Origin of the sequence: Alkanindiges illinoisensis DSM 15370 (genome assembly GCF_000619845.1) — a bacterium.
In the GTDB taxonomy this organism is placed as follows: domain Bacteria; phylum Pseudomonadota; class Gammaproteobacteria; order Pseudomonadales; family Moraxellaceae; genus Alkanindiges; species Alkanindiges illinoisensis.
Map to the genome: position 1 here is coordinate 1,445,995 of NZ_JHUX01000003.1, position 18,007 is coordinate 1,464,001.

At 46.2% G+C, this 18,007-nt stretch carries 13 protein-coding genes and 1 tRNA gene; 11 read left to right on the forward strand and 3 right to left on the reverse strand.

All coding sequences use genetic code 11. The features are described from left to right. Positions 1–82: 82 nt before the first annotated feature. A complete protein-coding gene (gene tig / locus Q337_RS0107265; protein ID WP_026471037.1) occupies positions 83–1,417 on the reverse strand; it encodes a trigger factor in 1,335 nt (444 codons plus the stop codon). Positions 1,418–1,889: 472 nt separating this feature from the next. Here tig and Q337_RS0107270 point away from each other — a divergent pair, with 472 nt between their 5' ends. Continuing rightward, on the forward strand, positions 1,890–3,122 hold the full coding sequence (locus tag Q337_RS0107270; protein ID WP_051526645.1) for a GAF domain-containing sensor histidine kinase: 1,233 nt from the start codon (positions 1,890–1,892) through the stop codon (positions 3,120–3,122). Positions 3,123–3,250: 128 nt separating this feature from the next. Here Q337_RS0107270 and Q337_RS0107275 read toward each other — a convergent pair whose 3' ends face one another. Continuing rightward, positions 3,251–4,414: an HBL/NHE enterotoxin family protein gene (locus tag Q337_RS0107275; protein ID WP_026471039.1), complete on the reverse strand. Its 1,164-nt coding sequence runs from the start codon at positions 4,412–4,414 to the stop codon at positions 3,251–3,253. Positions 4,415–5,060: 646 nt separating this feature from the next. Beyond that, the gene (locus tag Q337_RS0107280; RefSeq protein ID WP_211253595.1) at positions 5,061–6,038 is read right to left on the reverse strand and encodes a crotonase/enoyl-CoA hydratase family protein; all 978 of its coding nucleotides are present in this window, start codon (positions 6,036–6,038) and stop codon (positions 5,061–5,063) included. 109 nt (positions 6,039–6,147) lie between these two features. Between Q337_RS0107280 and Q337_RS0107285 the strand changes: the two genes are divergently transcribed. The 10 genes from Q337_RS0107285 (at position 6,148) to Q337_RS0107340 (ending at position 17,817) form a co-directional block, all read left to right on the forward strand. After that, on the forward strand, positions 6,148–6,810 hold the full coding sequence (locus tag Q337_RS0107285) for a response regulator (RefSeq protein ID WP_026471041.1): 663 nt from the start codon (positions 6,148–6,150) through the stop codon (positions 6,808–6,810). Positions 6,811–6,896: 86 nt separating this feature from the next. Next, a complete protein-coding gene (locus Q337_RS18325; RefSeq protein ID WP_051526646.1) occupies positions 6,897–8,285 on the forward strand; it encodes a sensor histidine kinase in 1,389 nt (462 codons plus the stop codon). A gap of 232 nt (positions 8,286–8,517) precedes the next feature. Next, entirely contained in the window at positions 8,518–9,840 is a 1,323-nt protein-coding gene (locus tag Q337_RS0107295) for a carbohydrate porin (protein ID WP_026471042.1), read from the forward strand. 456 nt (positions 9,841–10,296) lie between these two features. Further along, positions 10,297–12,843, forward strand: a complete 2,547-nt coding sequence (locus Q337_RS0107300; protein ID WP_026471043.1) for a glucose/quinate/shikimate family membrane-bound PQQ-dependent dehydrogenase — start codon at positions 10,297–10,299, stop codon at positions 12,841–12,843. Positions 12,844–13,028: 185 nt separating this feature from the next. Then, positions 13,029–13,592, forward strand: a complete 564-nt coding sequence (locus Q337_RS0107305; protein WP_026471044.1) for a DUF4112 domain-containing protein — start codon at positions 13,029–13,031, stop codon at positions 13,590–13,592. Between the two features lie 92 nt (positions 13,593–13,684). Continuing rightward, a tRNA-Ser gene (locus Q337_RS0107310) sits at positions 13,685–13,772 on the forward strand. Between the two features lie 367 nt (positions 13,773–14,139). Continuing rightward, positions 14,140–14,802 carry a hypothetical protein gene (locus Q337_RS0107315; RefSeq protein WP_026471045.1) on the forward strand — a complete coding sequence of 221 codons (663 nt, stop codon included), beginning with the start codon at positions 14,140–14,142 and terminating at the stop codon, positions 14,800–14,802. Positions 14,803–14,953: 151 nt separating this feature from the next. Then, on the forward strand, positions 14,954–15,205 hold the full coding sequence (locus Q337_RS18610; RefSeq protein WP_084494748.1) for a helix-turn-helix transcriptional regulator: 252 nt from the start codon (positions 14,954–14,956) through the stop codon (positions 15,203–15,205). Between the two features lie 327 nt (positions 15,206–15,532). Further along, the gene (locus Q337_RS0107330) at positions 15,533–16,615 is read left to right on the forward strand and encodes a YagK/YfjJ domain-containing protein (RefSeq protein WP_026471047.1); all 1,083 of its coding nucleotides are present in this window, start codon (positions 15,533–15,535) and stop codon (positions 16,613–16,615) included. A 173-nt stretch (positions 16,616–16,788) separates the two neighbouring features. Then, a complete protein-coding gene (locus tag Q337_RS0107340) occupies positions 16,789–17,817 on the forward strand; it encodes a hypothetical protein (protein WP_026471048.1) in 1,029 nt (342 codons plus the stop codon). Positions 17,818–18,007 lie beyond the last annotated feature (190 nt).

Consider the following 18,007-nt stretch of genomic DNA (forward strand, 5'->3'; position numbering starts at 1 on the left):
CAGCAGAATAGTCTTTAAAAGCGCAACAAAAAAGGCGCTTAAAGCGCCTTTCCTGCTATGTTACAATAACAAGTTCAGGCAATTAGCGGCCAGCGCGCTGGGCTTGCTGTTCCTTGATCAGATCTTGATAGCTGATAGTCTGGTCAGTCACTTTGGCAGTGGCCAGAATATGGTCAACCACCTGATCTTCCAGTACCACAGCTTCAATTTGCGCGCGCTGCTGCTTGTCGCTGTTGAAGTATTCAATCACTTCAGTTGGATCTTCATAAGACTGGGCAGTTTCTTCAATAAACGCTTTTACACGTTCCTGGTCAACGGTCAGCTTGGCATCTTCCAGTACCTTGCCAATCAGGACACCCAGTTTCACTGAACGCTCAGCCTGCTCGCGGAACAGTTCGTCCGGTAGCATGCTCTGGTCAAAGTTTTGCTGCGCACCACCAAACTGCTGGGCAAACTGTTGCAGCATTTGCTGACGCTGACGGCCAATTTCTTCAGTAACCATGGCGCCTGGCACTTCAACATCGTTGTTTTCCAGCACGGCATTAAAAGCAGCTTGTTTCAGTTGCTGACGCAGGCTGTTTTTTACTTCGCGTTCCATGTTCTTGCGAACATCAGCTTTCAGCTTGTCAACGCCTTCTTCTTCGCTCACACCAAACAGGTTTAAAAACTCGGCGTCAATTTCAGGTAACTTTGGCTTTTCAACCTGTTTTAGCGTGATCTTGAACTGGGCAGCTTTACCACGCAGGTTTTCCGCCTGATAATCTTCCGGGAAAGTGACATCAATCACTTTTTCTTCACCGGCTTTCATGCCAACGATGCCATCTTCAAAACCGGGAATCATGCGGCCAGAACCCAATACCAGTTTAAAGTCCTGCGCGCTGCCACCTTCAAACTTTTCACCGTCGATGGTGCCTTCAAAATCAAAGGTAGCCTGCATGTCTTTTTTGGCCATACCTTTGGTAACAGCCCATGTCTGACGCTGCTTGCGCAGGTTTTCGATCATGGTTTCCACGTCGTCATCAGACACTTCAGTGGTTTTGCGGTCAATGGATAGATCTTCCAGACCCTTTACAGTCACTTCGGGATAAACTTCAACAGTGGCTTCATACACCAGACCTTCTGTGTTCAGGTCTACTTTTTCAATGTTTGGCATGCCCACAGCATTGATTTTTTCCTGCTGGATGGCTTCAAACACGCTGTCACGGATAATGTCGTTGATCACTTCCTGACGGATACCAGGCCCAAAATCCGCACGGATTTTTGACATGGGTACTTTGCCGGGACGGAAACCATTGATTTTTACGTTTTTTGCTGCACGTTTCAGGCGAGCTTCAAATTGTTCGTCAATGCGGCTGGTTGGAACAGTAACATTTAGACGACGGGCAACGCCCGAAACCGTTTCAGTCTTAACGATCATGGCTTCCTCGATGATATATGTATAAGGTTGAGCTAAAATTTTAAAGGCGGCTAGTATAAGCCAAGCTGCGATCTTATACAAAAAAAAGCTGCACAATGTCGAGCATTTTCAGAAAATGTGCAGTTTTTGCTGATTTTTAGACGGGTTCGGCACAAAAAGCAGCATTTTAAGGTCATTTAAGCTGTCGTTTGAGCGGTGATTTAAAATCACAAACTGCCCGGCTTTTTTATGTGGTCTTTGCCTTGTTGCCTACATTGTCAATTCGCAGATTCAGGTGCAAAAACTCTCTTGGCATGAAATACTTACGTTTATATTTAGGGCAAATTGTACATTTTCACTATATTGTGCCATAACAGGCTATGTTAGCTTTTGCGCCATCTTTTAATAGTAGTATTTTTCTAAAAAATTTGAAAAAATCAGCCGCCTATTATCTATTGAATTTACCCTTACAACCCCTTGAGTTGAATCGTTCATGATGCCGCCAGATTCTGATCTCAGCATTGCACCCTTACACCCGCAGGAAAAACAACGTCTGGAAGCACTGGCTGCTTATGCGTTGTTCGGCACCCAGCCAGAAGCGCAATTTGATGAAATTGTCAGCCTGGTTGCCCAGATTTGTGGTTCAAGTTCAGCGCTGCTGTCACTGGTGGGTGAAGATTTGCTGTGGTTTAAGTCGCGCTATAATTATGCTGCCGAATCCGGCCCGCGTGATGGCTCATTTTGTAGCCATGCCATTTTGCATGATGATGTCATGATTGTCGAAGACGCCAGCCTGGATGAGCGTTTTAACCAGAATCCACTGGTGACCTGCCCCAGTACCCATGTGCGCTTTTATGCCGGTGCGCCTTTGTTAACAGAAGATGGCCTGCCGCTGGGTGTGATTTGTGCCATTGATGACCAGCCAAAGAGCATGACCTCTTTGCAGGTTCAAACTTTGAAGGTACTGGCCAATCAGGTGGTGGCTCAAATGAATCTGCATCGCTCGGTGGTGAGAATGCAGCAAATCAACCAGAATAAGGACAAGTTTTTTGCCATTATTGCCCATGACCTTAAAGCGGCCTTTCATGGCATTCTGGGCTTTTCCGACGTTCTGGATACCGATTTTGATGAGTTGGAAGATAAAACCAAGCGCGAAATCGCCAGCTATTTGAATGAATCCTCCCATGCTACCTACAAGCTGCTGGAAAACCTGCTGGAATGGGCCAGACTGGAAAATGGTGCCATGCCATATCGGCCAAAACAGTTACAACTGGACAGTCTGGTTGAGGAAACAGTGGCAGGCCTGCAATTTAGTGCAGCGCAGAAAAATATCCGGATTGAAATACAGCTACAGCCGGACATCTGGGTGCACGGAGACCGTCACATGTTGCACTCACTGATTCATAACCTGCTTGGCAATGCCATCAAGTTTACCCCGGAATACGGCAATATCCGGATTTATGATGAAACCCAGCAGGACAAAGTGGTCATTTCCGTTGAGGACAATGGCATGGGCATGACCCCGGAGCAGGTACAGCGCCTGTTCAAAGGAGATCACAACCAGAGCACCAAGGGTACACATGGTGAGAAAGGGACTGGGCTTGGCCTGCTGTTATGCCAGCAGTTTGTACAACAGCACCATGGCTCGCTTGAAGTCAATTCCAGTGTGGGACGTGGTTCAACGTTCAGCTTTGGCATTCCCTTGAGCGCCAAGGTATTGTCCTAGTCCACTAAAGTACTGGCTCAAAATAGTCTGGAAAAAACCCAAAGATAAAACAAAACCCGCAACCTTGAATTGCGGGTTTTGCCTATATGACCTTTAAATTCAGCTCATATCAATATAATTAAGCCGGATTAAAACGTCAGCTGGTTGTAATACTGGATAATATCCAGTGTCTGGGCGCTGGCTGTAGCTGCCTGCACCTGTTCCGCCGTCATGCCAATTTGTAGCTGGGCATTATTGACCTGCAAGTCCAGATGCAGATCCCCCGCCTGATTGTATGCAGCCTCCCATTCCTGTACTGCATTACCAAGATCCTGCACCACAGCAGAAAAATTGGCTGAACCAGAATCTGCAATGGCTGCCTGAATATCATTAATGGCCATGCCGACATCACTGGCCAGTACCTGCCATGCCGACAGCACTGATTGCAGACTATCTTGCACTACTGTGGTCTGATTGGCCATTTGCGTATAATTTTGTGCCAGCAATTGCAAGGTGGCGACATCCTGCGTTAAGCCTGTTACCTGCTGCTGGTCTGCTTCAAGCTGGGCCTTATCCCCAACCAGTTTAATGGAATCCAGTGCAATAAATACGCTGGCAACCGCAACCGCAGGCCCCATCACCAGCCAGGTGAGTGCACCAAACGGCCAGGCTGCAATGGTAGCCACAGTACCTAGCGTCAGGGCCACACCATCCACAATGGCCAGTGCCACAATAGATGCAGTGAGCGACTTGATTTCAGCCTGCAAATTGGCAATATCCTGCTTGAGGGTATCAATCTTTTTCTGGTCAGCGTTGGCATCGGCGGCAGACTTGTCAGCAATGGCCTGTAATTGCGTGGCCATATCAGGCAGTACATCCTTGAATTGTTGCAGGCTGCTCACCGCACCCGAGATAAACGCAGTCACCAGATTAAGCTGGCTGGTCAGGCTTTTTAAATCATTTTGCAGCATTTGCAAGGCCATGCTATCGCCCGGATTGCTAACCAGTGTATTGGCCTGTGATTGAGCATCATTGAGCAACTGCGACACAATCGAATTATAATTTTGTACTTCATCAGGCACATCCAGCAGACGTGCCATCACATTATTCACCCAGTTCAGGGCGTCCTGATTGGCCTTGGTATAGGCATTAACAAAATCCTGCCAGTCGGGTGGAATCTGATTTAAGGTAGGCAAGCTGGACGTCAGGACGCTGGTTACCCAGGTATTGACCACAATGACATTTTCCTTGTAGGTGTTTTGCGTTTCAGCCAGTGAAACACTGTTTTTACTTATTGCTTGTGCTAATAACATCTTCTTCTCCTTGGATAGGCTGTTTTGTTTAAACTCATAAATTGCACAGCCCTGACAATTTATGATTATTAATATTTTTTTGCCTGAATTTTAAAATAAATAGATAGCCACTCTTAATATAAATTAATATAAAGAGCATATTATTTAAGTTAGTATTTAAACCTATGCTAATATCCATATACATAGAGTATTAATTAAGATTTAGATAAATTAGTTTTTATGAGCTATAAAATAATTTGATTTGTTTCATAGAATTACCTTTTTAATTTAATAAATTTTTTACTACTTTGGTTAATTATTAAACTTAACTTAATTATAGGTTAACATTTAATAATTCATATAATCTTATTTTCAACGTGACATTTGCAACGCTAAGCAACCATAATATTTTTAATTTAAAGGTGTCAACAAAAATTAGGTAAAAAATATATGATAAAATATTTCATCATCAAAATAATTATATAAGATAAATTGATAAAATATGGGCTATATGATGCAGCCTGTATTTATTTTAATTGATAAATCAGCAAGGTAAAGATGAAACCAGCTAAACATAAGACTAGCCAGTTCTTACTCCATTACCTTGCTCCTTGCTATTTTATCCAACTGATTTTAAAGCAAGTAAGATTTAATTAGTGGTGCTGAATCAGAACGTATCCTGCACATCAGACCACCAGGGGTAAAATGGCGGCATTTGTGAGGCTTTTTGCTTGAATTCCGGCGCACGTTTTTCCAGAAAAGACTGTACACCTTCCTTGCCATCGCCGACGCTGGTATAGAACATGGCCAGTGAATCCACCTGATGGGCAAACAAAGGATGCGGCATAGCACTGTTGCGGTACAACATCTGGCGAGCCAGTGCAAGCGCCACGGCTGAACGCCCATCAACAAACTTGTGCGCCAGTTTTTTGGCTTCATCCAGCAACTGGTCGGCAGGATACACCTGCTTGACCAGTCGGCCTTCTTTCGCCGTTTGCGCATCAAAAATATCTGCGCTGTATACCCATTCCAGTGCCTGCTGGATACCGACAATGCGTGGCAAAAACCAGCTTGAACAGGCTTCCGGCACAATACCCAGCTTGCCAAATACAAAGCCAATTTTGGCTTTTTCGCTGGCCAGACGAATATCCATGGCCAAGGTCATGGTGGCGCCAATCCCCACTGCTGCACCGTTAATAGCACCGATTACCGGTTTTTTACAGTCAAAAATTGATAGCACCACCCGGCCGCCAGTATCACATACGCCATTCTTGATTTCGTCGTCATCGCGGCGTGCCTGCATGTCCTGCATGGACGGTTGCAGGGTTTCATTGAGGCCAAATACATTGCCTTCCTTGGACAAATCCATGCCTGCGCAAAATGCCCGGCCTTCGCCAGTCACAATAATGGCGCGAATGTCATCGTCTTCACTGGCTTTTTCAAAAAAATCCACCAGCTCATTGGCCATTTCCACGGTAAAGGCATTCATTTGCTCTGGCCGGTTTAGCGACAGTACTGTCACACCAGCAGCATCACGCTCGACTTTCAGGGTTTGATAGGTATAGCTTGCCATGTGCAGCACACTCCATAATGACGAGAAAATGGTGGCATGCCACTTTTGCGCATCCACACCACGTTTATCCATTTTTATTGCCTAGGTTTTATAATAAAAAACGTCCAAATAAGCAAACCTGCCCGGCAAACTCAGGTATGATGAAACTCAGGTCTTTTATTTATTTTATTGTTATCACACCATGACTTTATTATTTGTTGAAGATGACAGCATGATTGGTGAATCCACCTGCGTGCTGTTAAAACAGGCTGGTTTTAATGTGCACTGGGCCAAAACCGGTACGCAGGCTCTGCAACTGTTTGATAACCACGACTATGAATTTGTGCTGCTGGATCTGGGCCTGCCCGGCCTTGATGGCACACAGGTGCTGCAGCGCATCCGTAAGGTGAGCGACCTGCCAATCCTGATTTTAACGGCACGTGACAATGTGGAAGATCGCGTGTCCGGTCTGGAACAGGGTGCTGATGATTATCTGGTAAAGCCGTATCATATTGATGAGCTGCTGGCACGTATCCGCGCCTTGCTGCGCCGTGCCAAAGGAGCAACCCAGACTGAATATATGCTGGGCGACATCAAGATTATTCCGGCAGCACATGCAGTGTATAAAAATGACCAGTTGATTGAAGTATCTGCCAAGGAATGGTCGATTATTGAAACGCTGGCCGCCACGCCCAACTGCATTTTTTCACGTGAGCAGCTGGAGCAAAAGATTTCTGAAAAACAGGATATTTTGCAAAGTAATACGGTAGAAGTGCATATTCATAATATCCGGCAGAAACTAGGCAAAAACTTTATCAAGACCATCCGCGGATTGGGCTACAAGATTGGCAACCTTGAGCAATGAGACTTTGTACGACGTCAAGCCAGTTACAGCCAAACAAATGACAGGTTTTCAGCTGATAAGTGTTCAGGGGGCAGGATAGGCAAGCCATGAGAAAAACGCATTTATTCTCTCTGGTCAACCGTATCCTGTTTTTGTTTGCAGCACTGGTGCTGGTGCTGTTTTTAATTATTTTTATTTTTGCCTACAACACCACCAAGTCTGAGTACGAACAAAAAGTCTATTACAAGATTGAGCGCGTGGGCATTTTGCTAGAGCGGGAACTACGCGGCGCCAATGTAAGATCTTATCAGGGTCGCTATAAAATTGGTGAAGTCACGACCATTATCCGTATTGAGCAGAAAAATTGCAGCCAGCCGGTAACACCTGTGATTGCAGCCGCGTGTAATCAGGTTTCCGGCTTTATTGCTGAAGAACTCAAAAACGATCACATTGATACGTATTACCTGAATGCCAGCAGCCCAAATACCAACAACAATTCAGTGATTCAGGTCAGTGTGCTACACAGCCATATCAATGCCTATGTATTAAAGCTCACCAGCCAGATTTTATTGCCTTACCTGATCATTTCCCCACTGGCGATTATTGCGCTGTTTGTTTTTCTACTCAATAGCTTAAAACCACTTCGCTCTCTGGAACAGGAAATTCAAAAGCGTGAACCCAACTATTTTGGGCCACTGGCCACCAGCCCGTCTTCAACGGAACTGAATTCGCTGGTGAATGCCCTAAACCAGTTATTTGAGCGTGCACACCAGTTTCAGATTCAGCAGCAGCAGTTTATTGCCAATGCTGCCCATGAACTACGAACTCCCCTTACCGCCCTGAACCTGCACTTGCAAATTTTTAAAAATGAGCTGGTGAGTAGCGGACACTTGCAGCCTCATGAGCAGCAAATGTTTAGCGAACTGGAAGAACGCCTGCAACGCCTGCAACTACTGGTTAACCAGATGATGTCACTGGCGCATCAGGAAAAGCTGGGACATGAATCAGGCAAGCAGGCGGTTGAACTATCAGCACTGGTAAAAAGCTGTATTGAGCAGCTCTATCCCAGCCTTGAAAAAAAGCAGCTTAATCTGTACATCACCGACTTTGAAAAAAGCTGGATTATGGCGCGGCCTGACCAGCTCAATTCCATTGTAATGAACATCCTCGACAATGCCATTAAATACACGCCCAAGGGAGGGCTGGTGAGCATTAGCCTTAAGGAACAGAGCCAGCAAACCACCCTGATTATTGAAGACAGTGGCCCCGGCATTGATGAAAGTGAATACCAGAATGTATTCCAGCGCTTTTATCGCCTGAACAATGCACAGGATATTATTGGCAGTGGGTTAGGTCTTGCAATTGTGCATCAGGCAGTGCAGCAATTGCAGGGTTCTATTGAACTGTCCCGCTCTATGCTGGGTGGCCTTGCCGTGATTTTAATATTTAAGAGTGCGCCCCAAAATTCTGCCCTGCCTGCTGTTTTGCCTGAATAAGATATTTTTAACATCCTTATGTCTGGCTTCATCTTTACCTGTTGGCAACTTTACGCTTCACAAGATGCTCTAACTTTTCACGTTTTTGCACTATTTGGAAACCCTTTTTTGCATTTTGCACATAGTGAAGGGCTAAAGTGAGCTTTGTTGCTGGCAGGTTTGCTGGCTGAAAATGCAAAGTGAGGCCTAAAAAATGATGTCCCCTGTTAGTAAAATTTTAGCCCGCAAAAAAATGATAGGGTGGAAAACCAGCGTATTCTGGCTGGGATGCAATCTACTAAGCACTGTCATTCATGCCCAGCAGCCTTTTGCCCAAGAAAGCCAGTGGATGCTGGGCAACTGGAATGGCAAACGCACGGCGCTGGCCGAACAAGGCTATACCTTTGATCTGGGCTATACTGGTGAAATGGCCAGCTTACTGGATGGCGGCTACAGTAATAACCACAGAACGGAATATGCCGACCAGTTTGCCCTGGGTACCCATTTGGATCTGGAAAAAATTCTGGGCTGGCCAGATACACAGGCGCAAATTACCCTCACTGAGCGCAACGGCCATTCATTGTCCGACAAGAATTACGGTGTGATTGGTGACCCGCGCGTAGGGCATTTAAGTGCCACGCAGGAAGTCTGGGGTCGCGGGCAAACCTGGCGGCTCACCGATTTCTGGATTCAAAAACAGTTTCTGGACAAGCGGCTAGATATTAAGCTGGGCCGTTTCGGCGAGGGCGAAGACTTTAACAGCTTTAATTGTGACTTTCAGAACCTGAGTCTGTGCGGATCACAGGTTGGCAACTGGGTGGGCGATATCTGGTACAACTGGCCGGTCAGCCAGTGGGCAGGACGGGTTAAATACAACATGCAGCCGGACTGGTATGCACAGGTGGGCGTGTATGAATATAACCCGGAAAACCTTGAGCGCAGCAAGGGCTTTAACCTGAGTACTGATGGCTCAAAAGGCGCTATTATTCCCATTGAACTGGTGTGGCAGCCCAAGCTGGGGTTACAGCAACTACCGGGAGAATATCGCGCTGGCTATTATCACAGTACCGCAGATTCTGGGCGCATTAACAGCTCAGACCGGACTGAGCACAAACATGGCGGCTGGCTGGTTCTCAAACAACAACTCACCAGTAAAACAGACACTGGTAATGATGATTCCATGAACAACAACAGCCGTGGCCTGACTGGTTTTGCCAATATTACCCTGCATGACAAAGACACTAATACGGTTGATAATTTCCAGAATATTGGACTGGTATACCACGGCTGGTTTGATCAGCGCCCGCGTGATGACATCGGGCTTGGATTTTCACGCATTCACGTCAATGACGCAGTGAGCCGCGTGCAAAAACAAAATGACATTTTGCTGAACATTGATGATCCCTCCTATCAGCCTGTGCAGGATACTGAATACAACGCCGAGCTTTATTATGGACTGCACCTGTCAGACTGGTTGACCTTGCGGCCAAATATTCAATATATCAAACATGCCGGTGGCGTGGATTATCTGGATGACACATGGGTGGGTGGCATTAAGCTGCAACTGGGCTTTTAGCTTTATTTGGCAAAGGCTTTGGGCTAAGAAACTGGCAGTCGCTTTAATTAAACTACGTCTGAATTTTTCGGCGTAGTTTTTTATTGCGGAAAAATTCTTTGTTACTACTATTTAAAGTTAAAGCCTTAAAACCATTTCGAAATAAATTAAAAGGGGGAAACCGGACCAAATTTAGAATTTTTAACAGCAAGCCAACCTTTTACTATAGTTAAAATGATCTACTCCTATTGTGTAGTTTATTGATGGTAGTACCTTAGTTCTGTAAAAACTAAACTGGCATTAAGAAATCAGTTAAAGGTGAAAAGACTCGCAGTATTAAAGCTGCATTTATTTATCCTTATTTTTTATTAAAAAACTGCCACATAAATTACTCAAAACTCCGGATTAACTAAAATTTGATATCAGCAACAATAAAACCAATAACACAATCACCTGCTAGCTGTAGTGAGGTAAAACATGACTGCGACTTCCTCTGGTCACCCCTTCCTGCCCCGTATCATTGGGGTTATTTTATTGCTGAGTGGCCTTGCACTGGTTTTTGGTGGCATTAAGCTGCTGATGCTGGGTGGCTCCTGGTATTACTTGCCAGCAGGCCTTGCTGTTGCTATTGCCGGCCTGTTGCTGCTATGGCGAAACGCATCGGCTCTGAGCTTGTATGGCCTGTTTTTAATAATTAGTACCATTTGGGCCTGGTCGGAAATCGGGCTGGACTGGTGGCAACTAGTTCCCCGGCTGGCACTCTGGTTTGGCCTTGGCCTTTTACTGATTCTGCCGTGGTTTCGCAAGCCGTTGTTAACGCCCAATACCTCACCTGTACACACTGTCATGCTAAGTATCGGGTTACTGATGGCCGGAGGTTCGGCACTGATTAGCCAGTTTGTCGATCAGGACAAATATTCGCTAAAAGGAACGCTAGATCGCACCAGTACCGAGATGACCAGCACAGCACCTGCCCAGCCCGCAGGTGACTGGCAATCTTATGGACGCACTGCCTTTGGGGACCGTTATTCGCCATTAGCCCAGATTACCCCGGATAATGTGCAAAAGCTGGAAGTAGCATGGAAGTATCGCACTGGTGATGTGCCGGGTGAAAATGACCCGCATGAAACCACTGCAGAAAACACGCCGTTAAAAGTCAATGGCAAGCTGTACGTCTGTACGCCACATAGCAAGGTGATTGCCCTTGATCCCGATACTGGCAAGGAAATATGGCGCTTTGACCCACAACTGAGCACCCAGCGCGCTGGAACTTTTAAAAACTGGGCACACATGACCTGCCGTGGCGTGGCCTACCATGACGATGCCGAATATGCACAGCAAACCAGCGGCACCAATATTCCTGCTGACGCTACTTCAGTAGCTTCAAACACTACAGCTAGCACAACCGCAAATGCCGGTAATTCTTTACCCGTTGCCACCACTACTGATCCACTGGTTACAACAGTCGCTCCTGCCCCGGCCAGCGCCACCAATACTGCAAAAACTACCTGTAGCAAACGGATTTTTGTACCCACTGCCGATACCCGCTTGATTGCCATTAATGCCGATACTGGCCAGATGTGTCGTGAGTTTGGTAAGGATGGCAGCGTAGACTTAACTGCCAATATGGGCAGCTTTACAGCTGGTGGCTATTACTCAACTTCACCACCAGCCGTTACCCGCAATCTGGTTATTATTGGCGGCCATGTGACTGATAACCTGTCTACCGATGAGCCTTCGGGCGTGATCCGTGCTTATGATGTACATGATGGTCATCTGGTCTGGAACTGGGATAGCGGTAATCCGACCCAGACTGCACCCATTGCTGCGGATGGTATTTATACCCGTAACTCCCCCAACATGTGGTCGGTTACTGCTGTGGATGAGAAAAATGGCCTGCTGTACCTGCCGATGGGTAACCAGATGCCTGACCAGTGGGGCGGCAACCGCACCAAAGCTTCTGAAACCTACAGTGCCGGTGTTACTGCGCTGGATATTGCCACTGGGCAGGTACACTGGACGTTCCAGATGACGCATCACGACCTGTGGGATATGGATGTTGGTGGCCAGCCGACTTTGATTGATATTAAAACGGCGCAAGGCGTGCAACCTGCCCTGATGGCATCTACCAAGCAAGGCAGTATCTATGTATTAAATCGCCTGACCGGCAAGCCAGTTTATCCCGTTAAGGAAACGCCTGTACCGCAAGGCCATGAAAAGGAAGTATTGGCCAGTGGTGAATATTACTCCCCCACCCAGCCTATTTCCGACATTAACTTTGTACCCAAAATGTCGGAAAAAGACATGTGGGGCGGCACGCCATTTGACCAGCTCATCTGTCGCATTCAGTACAAATCCATGAACTATCAAGGCATTTATACGCCGCCGTCATTACAGGGTTCGCTGGTTTATCCCGGTAACTTTGGTGTGTTTGACTGGGGTGGTATTTCAGTTGATCCGGTACGTCAGATTGCCTTTGTAAACCCCAACTTTATGGCCTTTAAATCCAAACTGGTACCGCGTGAAGCAGTGGCCAACGGTGCAGCGCGCAAAAGTGAGGTTGAAGGTGTACAACCTAATAAGGGCGCACCTTTTGGAGTGATTCTGGAGCCTTTTATTTCACCAACCGGCTTGCCCTGTCAGGCACCTGCTTGGGGTTATATTGCTGCCATTGACCTCACTACTGGCAAAAAAATCTGGATGCACAAAAATGGCACCGTGCGTGACAACTCACCATTGCCATTATTCTTTAAAATGGGTGTGCCCAGTCTGGGCGGCACCATTACAACCGCTGGCGGTGTAGGGTTTTTAAGTGGTACGCTTGATCAGTACCTGCGTGCCTATGACATGAAAAGCGGAAAAGAGTTGTGGCGGGGCCGCTTGCCTGCCGGAGCACAAACCACGCCCATGACCTATGCTGGAAAGGATGGCCAGCAGTATGTTCTGGTGATGGCTGGAGGACATGGTTCACTGGGCACTCGTAAAGGCGATTATGTATATGCCTACAAATTGCCAAAAACCTAAATCTGTCTAATTTGAAGGTTACTCCAACGCCTGTCTTATCTCTTGTAAGGCAGGCTTTTTTATGGTGGCTATAGAACCAGCCAGGCCTGATTACTCTTACAATCTTGCTAAAAAACAAATGTATAACTAACCGGATAATGTATTGGCCTCTAGGTTATAGTGAATAAAAATTCTGGAAAACTACCATGCAGCGGCAACCACTGACCAAACAGCAAGCCATAGCACTGGAGCGGCAACTGGCGAGCTATGCCAATATTCTGGACAGTCTGGTGCGTATCCCGTTTACCCGACAGGGCATTGGCGCTGATGCAGCCTTGGGCACCATTCCAGTGGTGGGCGATCTGGCAGGCTTAGGTTTGGCATCTTTTGCCATTTTTAAGGCATGGCAAGCTGGTGTGCCAATACACAAGCTCATGCCTGCAGTACGCCTTGCGCTGCTGGATGTTACCGTTGGTTTTGTACCTGTAGTAGGTGATGTGATGGATGTGTTTATCCGTCCTAGCCGCAAAGCGCTGGCTATTGTGCATACGCATTTGCGTGAGGTGCATGGTTTGCAAAATGATGATCATATCGTCCATCCTTTTTTGCATCGCAAGCTGGAACAACGGCAGCAGACTTCAGCACTCTGGCGTAATCCTTTAGTGAGCTGGCTATGGCTGCGTATTCCCGATATTCTTGGCATCATTATTCTGGTATGGTTTGGCTTTACGCTATATGCACTGATTCGCTGGCTGGGCGGAATGTTTTAGCGCTATTTGCTTAAAAGCTGTGCACTTGGCAAGCTTTTCTGACTAAAAATAATTGTTTTTTTAAATAACACCCTGTATTCTTTGCAACCACTGGAAGCGTGGCAGAGTGGTTGAATGCACCGGTCTTGAAAACCGGCGACCCGCAAGGGTTCGTGAGTTCGAATCTCACCGCTTCCGCCAGATTTTTAAAAAAGCCGTTGATAATCAACGGCTTTTTTATTTCCTAAAATCCAAACCCACATAAAAACCCACATAAAATTTTTGGATTTAGAGCTTCTATACACTCTTCAAATAAGCTGTTCATACTTCTACTCATTATTTAAAAGCAAATTACTTATATATCCTGATATTACTATTCATCAATGTGGATAGAATTATAAAACTGTCCCTTACGATGAGCATTAATTGAGGTATTCAACCACGTACCTTGCACTGCTAAAGTCTTACCATGATGTATTGATCAGTGCTTAATCATTTAATTCACACATATAACTAATCTATTGATTTTTTAATCAAAATAGCAATTATTTAGTCATGGAATGAATAAATGTATTCAGAACTTTCTGAACGTCTAGATCAACTAACCCTCCTACTAGAAGATTATCTTAAGGAATATTTTCCAAAAGAAGATTTCGCTCAAAAAATAAGTAAAATTCATCCTGATAAGTTTCCAGAAACACGTCTAGACAACGCTGTTAGACGTTACTTCTATAGTGGTAAAAAGAACCTTCCCCTTACAGATGTTTTCTGGTGTTTTTCATATCTCCAAATTACTTTAGCCCGTCAGGCGCTAAGTGAAGGAAGATCATTACGGGAAATAGAAGAATTTATAGAAAAAGCTGAGATGTGGTTTGAATCCCAAAAGCAAAGTTCCTTTATGAAAAAAGACTTTTCAGTCTTAGGTAATGCCGCTAAAAAGAAGCGCCACACATTGATAAAAGAAAAAATTGAAGAATTATTATTGAAAGAAAATCCACCATATCAATGGAAAACAGCAACGGAAGCTGCTAGATCAATTGCGGAAGAAATACTTAGTTATGATCAAATCCTTAAAAGAGAAGCTAATGAAGATTATTTAAATAAAAAACCATATTCCAGTTTTACAAAAATGGGTCTAGTGGAATCGAATATTATCCGATTTATAAGTAAATCAATTAATGAAAATCTCGAATTAAGGCAGCAAATAATAAAACCAAAAAAGCAAAAATGATTTCTCCCTATTAAAATTTTAACCAACTAAGACATTGAAATATAATTAATTTTTTATGTATTTTTTTACATACGGGTGGAGGCCAGCAGCCTTGGGGATTTTGTTCTAAAGTTTATTCGTTGTTTAACGTTCACTACCGAGGATAAACTTTATGTCTAATATCTCCACTACTTCAGGGTCTTTCATTCCCCGAATTGTGCGAATCAAAACCGTTATGCAGATGACAGGCCTATCGCGTTCCAGTATTTACGAAAAAATTAACCCTAAATCATCCTATTTCGAGTTGCACTTCCCTCGCCCAATAAGTCTTGGATCATCAGCAATCGGCTGGGTTGAACATGAGGTACAGGCATGGATCAACCAGCGTATCCAGGATCGCCAAACCCGGGAGGACTGCGCATGAAATTCCCGGTCTTTCCAACGCTAACTTCGTATATAGCCGTCTCTGCAAAACTCCCGCCCTGTGCGGGGGCTTTGGCCAACATCTGTCGTGGCTGTCGCATGGCCTCTATCTGCTTATTTATATTATTAATAATAACCCAAAGGGTTCAAGCCATCTCCCCTGCACTGGTTTTCAAACCAGGGCAACAGGCTAGTACGGTCACTGGAATACCCGATTCTCTTTTAGATGCAATGAAGTTTCATGTTCTACATTCAATAGGCCAGTGCAGTAAAATATTACAGCAGTGCCTGATGCTATGGAACCCAACTCAGTGTCTAGGAGGTCAACATGGTTAAGGTTAAGGACAAGGCTAAGGACAAAACTACCGTATTTGATTCGATTACGCCAAGGCAACTGGCGGTCAGCATGCAGCTGGAAGCCAAGACCCTGATTTATTCAGACGATGACCTGCCACGCTGCGACAAGGTAAATATCCCGAATGCCGACAACCACGTCCTGTTACTCGAAGTAGCCAATGCTGTTGAGCTATTCTTGAGTACCGACCGGCTGGCCTATGAGACACGCCCGAATGGGCAGTGTCTTAAGAACCAGTGGTTTAACCGGCTGACTACCCGGCTGGATCACTTGCTTCAGGCACCGCACGAGAAGTATATCTGCTGCCCGGCCATCCATGCATTTTTCCATGCGGCCGAACAGGCAGGCCTGATTTCATTGACCGCATCAGACCCGGAGACAGTGAACCGCTTTGTCGATTATGTCCGTAAGGCCATGTCCAGTAAGGCGATTGATGATGCGTACAGAAATCTCATCCGTAGGTCAGAGGATAACTTTGACAGCGCCAACCTGCTGATTGATACGCTGTTTGCACGCTATGCACGCCTGCTGGTGATCCGTGTAGACCTGCATTACCAGCAGCAGTTTGCCAAGGCGGTTACCCTGAAGCAGGTCAAGGCTGACCTAAAAAGGATGGCCAATAACGCGCGTTCCAATAAGCGTATCTTTGGCGGACTGGTGGGCCGGATTTTCTGCATTGAGTATGGCGAACTGACCGGTATTCATGCCCATTGTATTTTTTTCTTTGATGGTTCATTGCGCCAGAAAGATGCTGCCATTGCCGAGCAGATTGGCCAGTACTGGGCCACCACCATAACGCATGGCAAAGGCCGCTATTACAACTGTCATCGTTCCAGGAACAAGTACAAGCGCTTGTGCATTGGCCGCATTGAATATGATGATCATGCCAAGCGTGAAACATTGACCACGTGTGTGGCCTATATCACCAAGGTTGAGCAGTTCCTGGTGTACCGCGAGTTTGAAGGGGATCGTGCATTTATGCGAAGCGAGTTACCGCCTATCCCTGAAATAAAACCTGGCAGGCCAAGAGCCGATATGCCGCCCAAGGCAGCCTAGGCTCACTGACACCTGGCACCACACCCAACCTTAATCTTAATGGCAAATTGCCGCTATCTGCCGGGACTGGCCGAACCTTGCCTGAATTTCACTGCCATCAGCTTTATGGACGGTGGCTGGCACAGGTTTAGCCTCCCCAGCCAGGTAGAACAAACCAAATACTGGAGTACCTGATGAATATCATCGCCAACCAAAACCAGCTGGACCACCTGTGTGCCGCCCTGATTGATAGCGTCACCCCAAGCCCAGTTATGCCGCCTGAGGGGGTGCGCTATGTGTGCAATAACCTGCTGGCGATCCACCAGCTTACCCTAAGGATTGCCCGCAGCACTAAATATCCATTTACCTGGCCACCGTTAAAGTCACTCCGGCCCGTACAGGACTTCCAGCCCCGGATTAGCCCGCTGGGCAGTGATTTTATGAACCTGGTCAGGCAGCTTAACCCTGATCATTTGTACCGGCTGTTTCCCCGGCATCAATTCCATCCCCTGATCCATCTGTTTATCGACAAGATGAACCAGTACCAGCTGTGGGGACGCCCGCTGGATCACCTGATGAACATGGGTGTCGTTATTAACCGCTGCTTTGATGATATCTCAAAGACCGCTTTTAAAAAGGAATTTGAAAAGCAGTGTGAGCAGTGGCTTGACCCACTGCAAACCCGGCACTGTGATTTTACCAACCACACCGAGAAGCTGCTTAAAGCCCAGTCACAATACCTTGTCTCACGGCTGGAGCTGGGTTATGGCAATAGCCATGACCAGCAGGGTATCCATGCCACCCTGATGCAACAGCACTGGCAGCAGCTGGTGGACCGGTTAACACAGGAGCTATCACCCGATGGGTTGCTTGCCGCGTTCTGGTTACCGGACTGGATTGCAGGCTATGGCTACCGTTATTCCTTAATGCTCATCACCAGTCCAATGCTTAACCCAGACTCACTGGTGGCCAGCCGGGATCGTGTCATGACCTACTGGACGAATATAGCCAGACCCTATGGCACCGGTATCATCCAGGGGGCATACCCATTGCCCTATCGCCATGCTGGCTGTGGACTGGTTGAGCGTGGCGACAAGCACAAGAAACAGCAGGTAGAGCTGGCCAGGACCTATATGACCAAAGCCCACTACCTGGTCAGGCCAGCCATTGCAGGGGGCTTTGGTTTTATCAGTGTCCTGGATACCGATACTAATCCCAGATAATCCACATTGATGAGATAATGAGACTAACAGGTTGCCATGCGCAGCCTGTTTTTTTAGGCATCACTGAACTGTGATCAAAAATGCATCTGAAATTATGACAACTTCAAGGAACAGGCACATCCCAAGGAATTCTGGTTTTTTACCCTAGCTTATACAGTGATTATTGTACTGGGCAGTATTAAGATAAAAA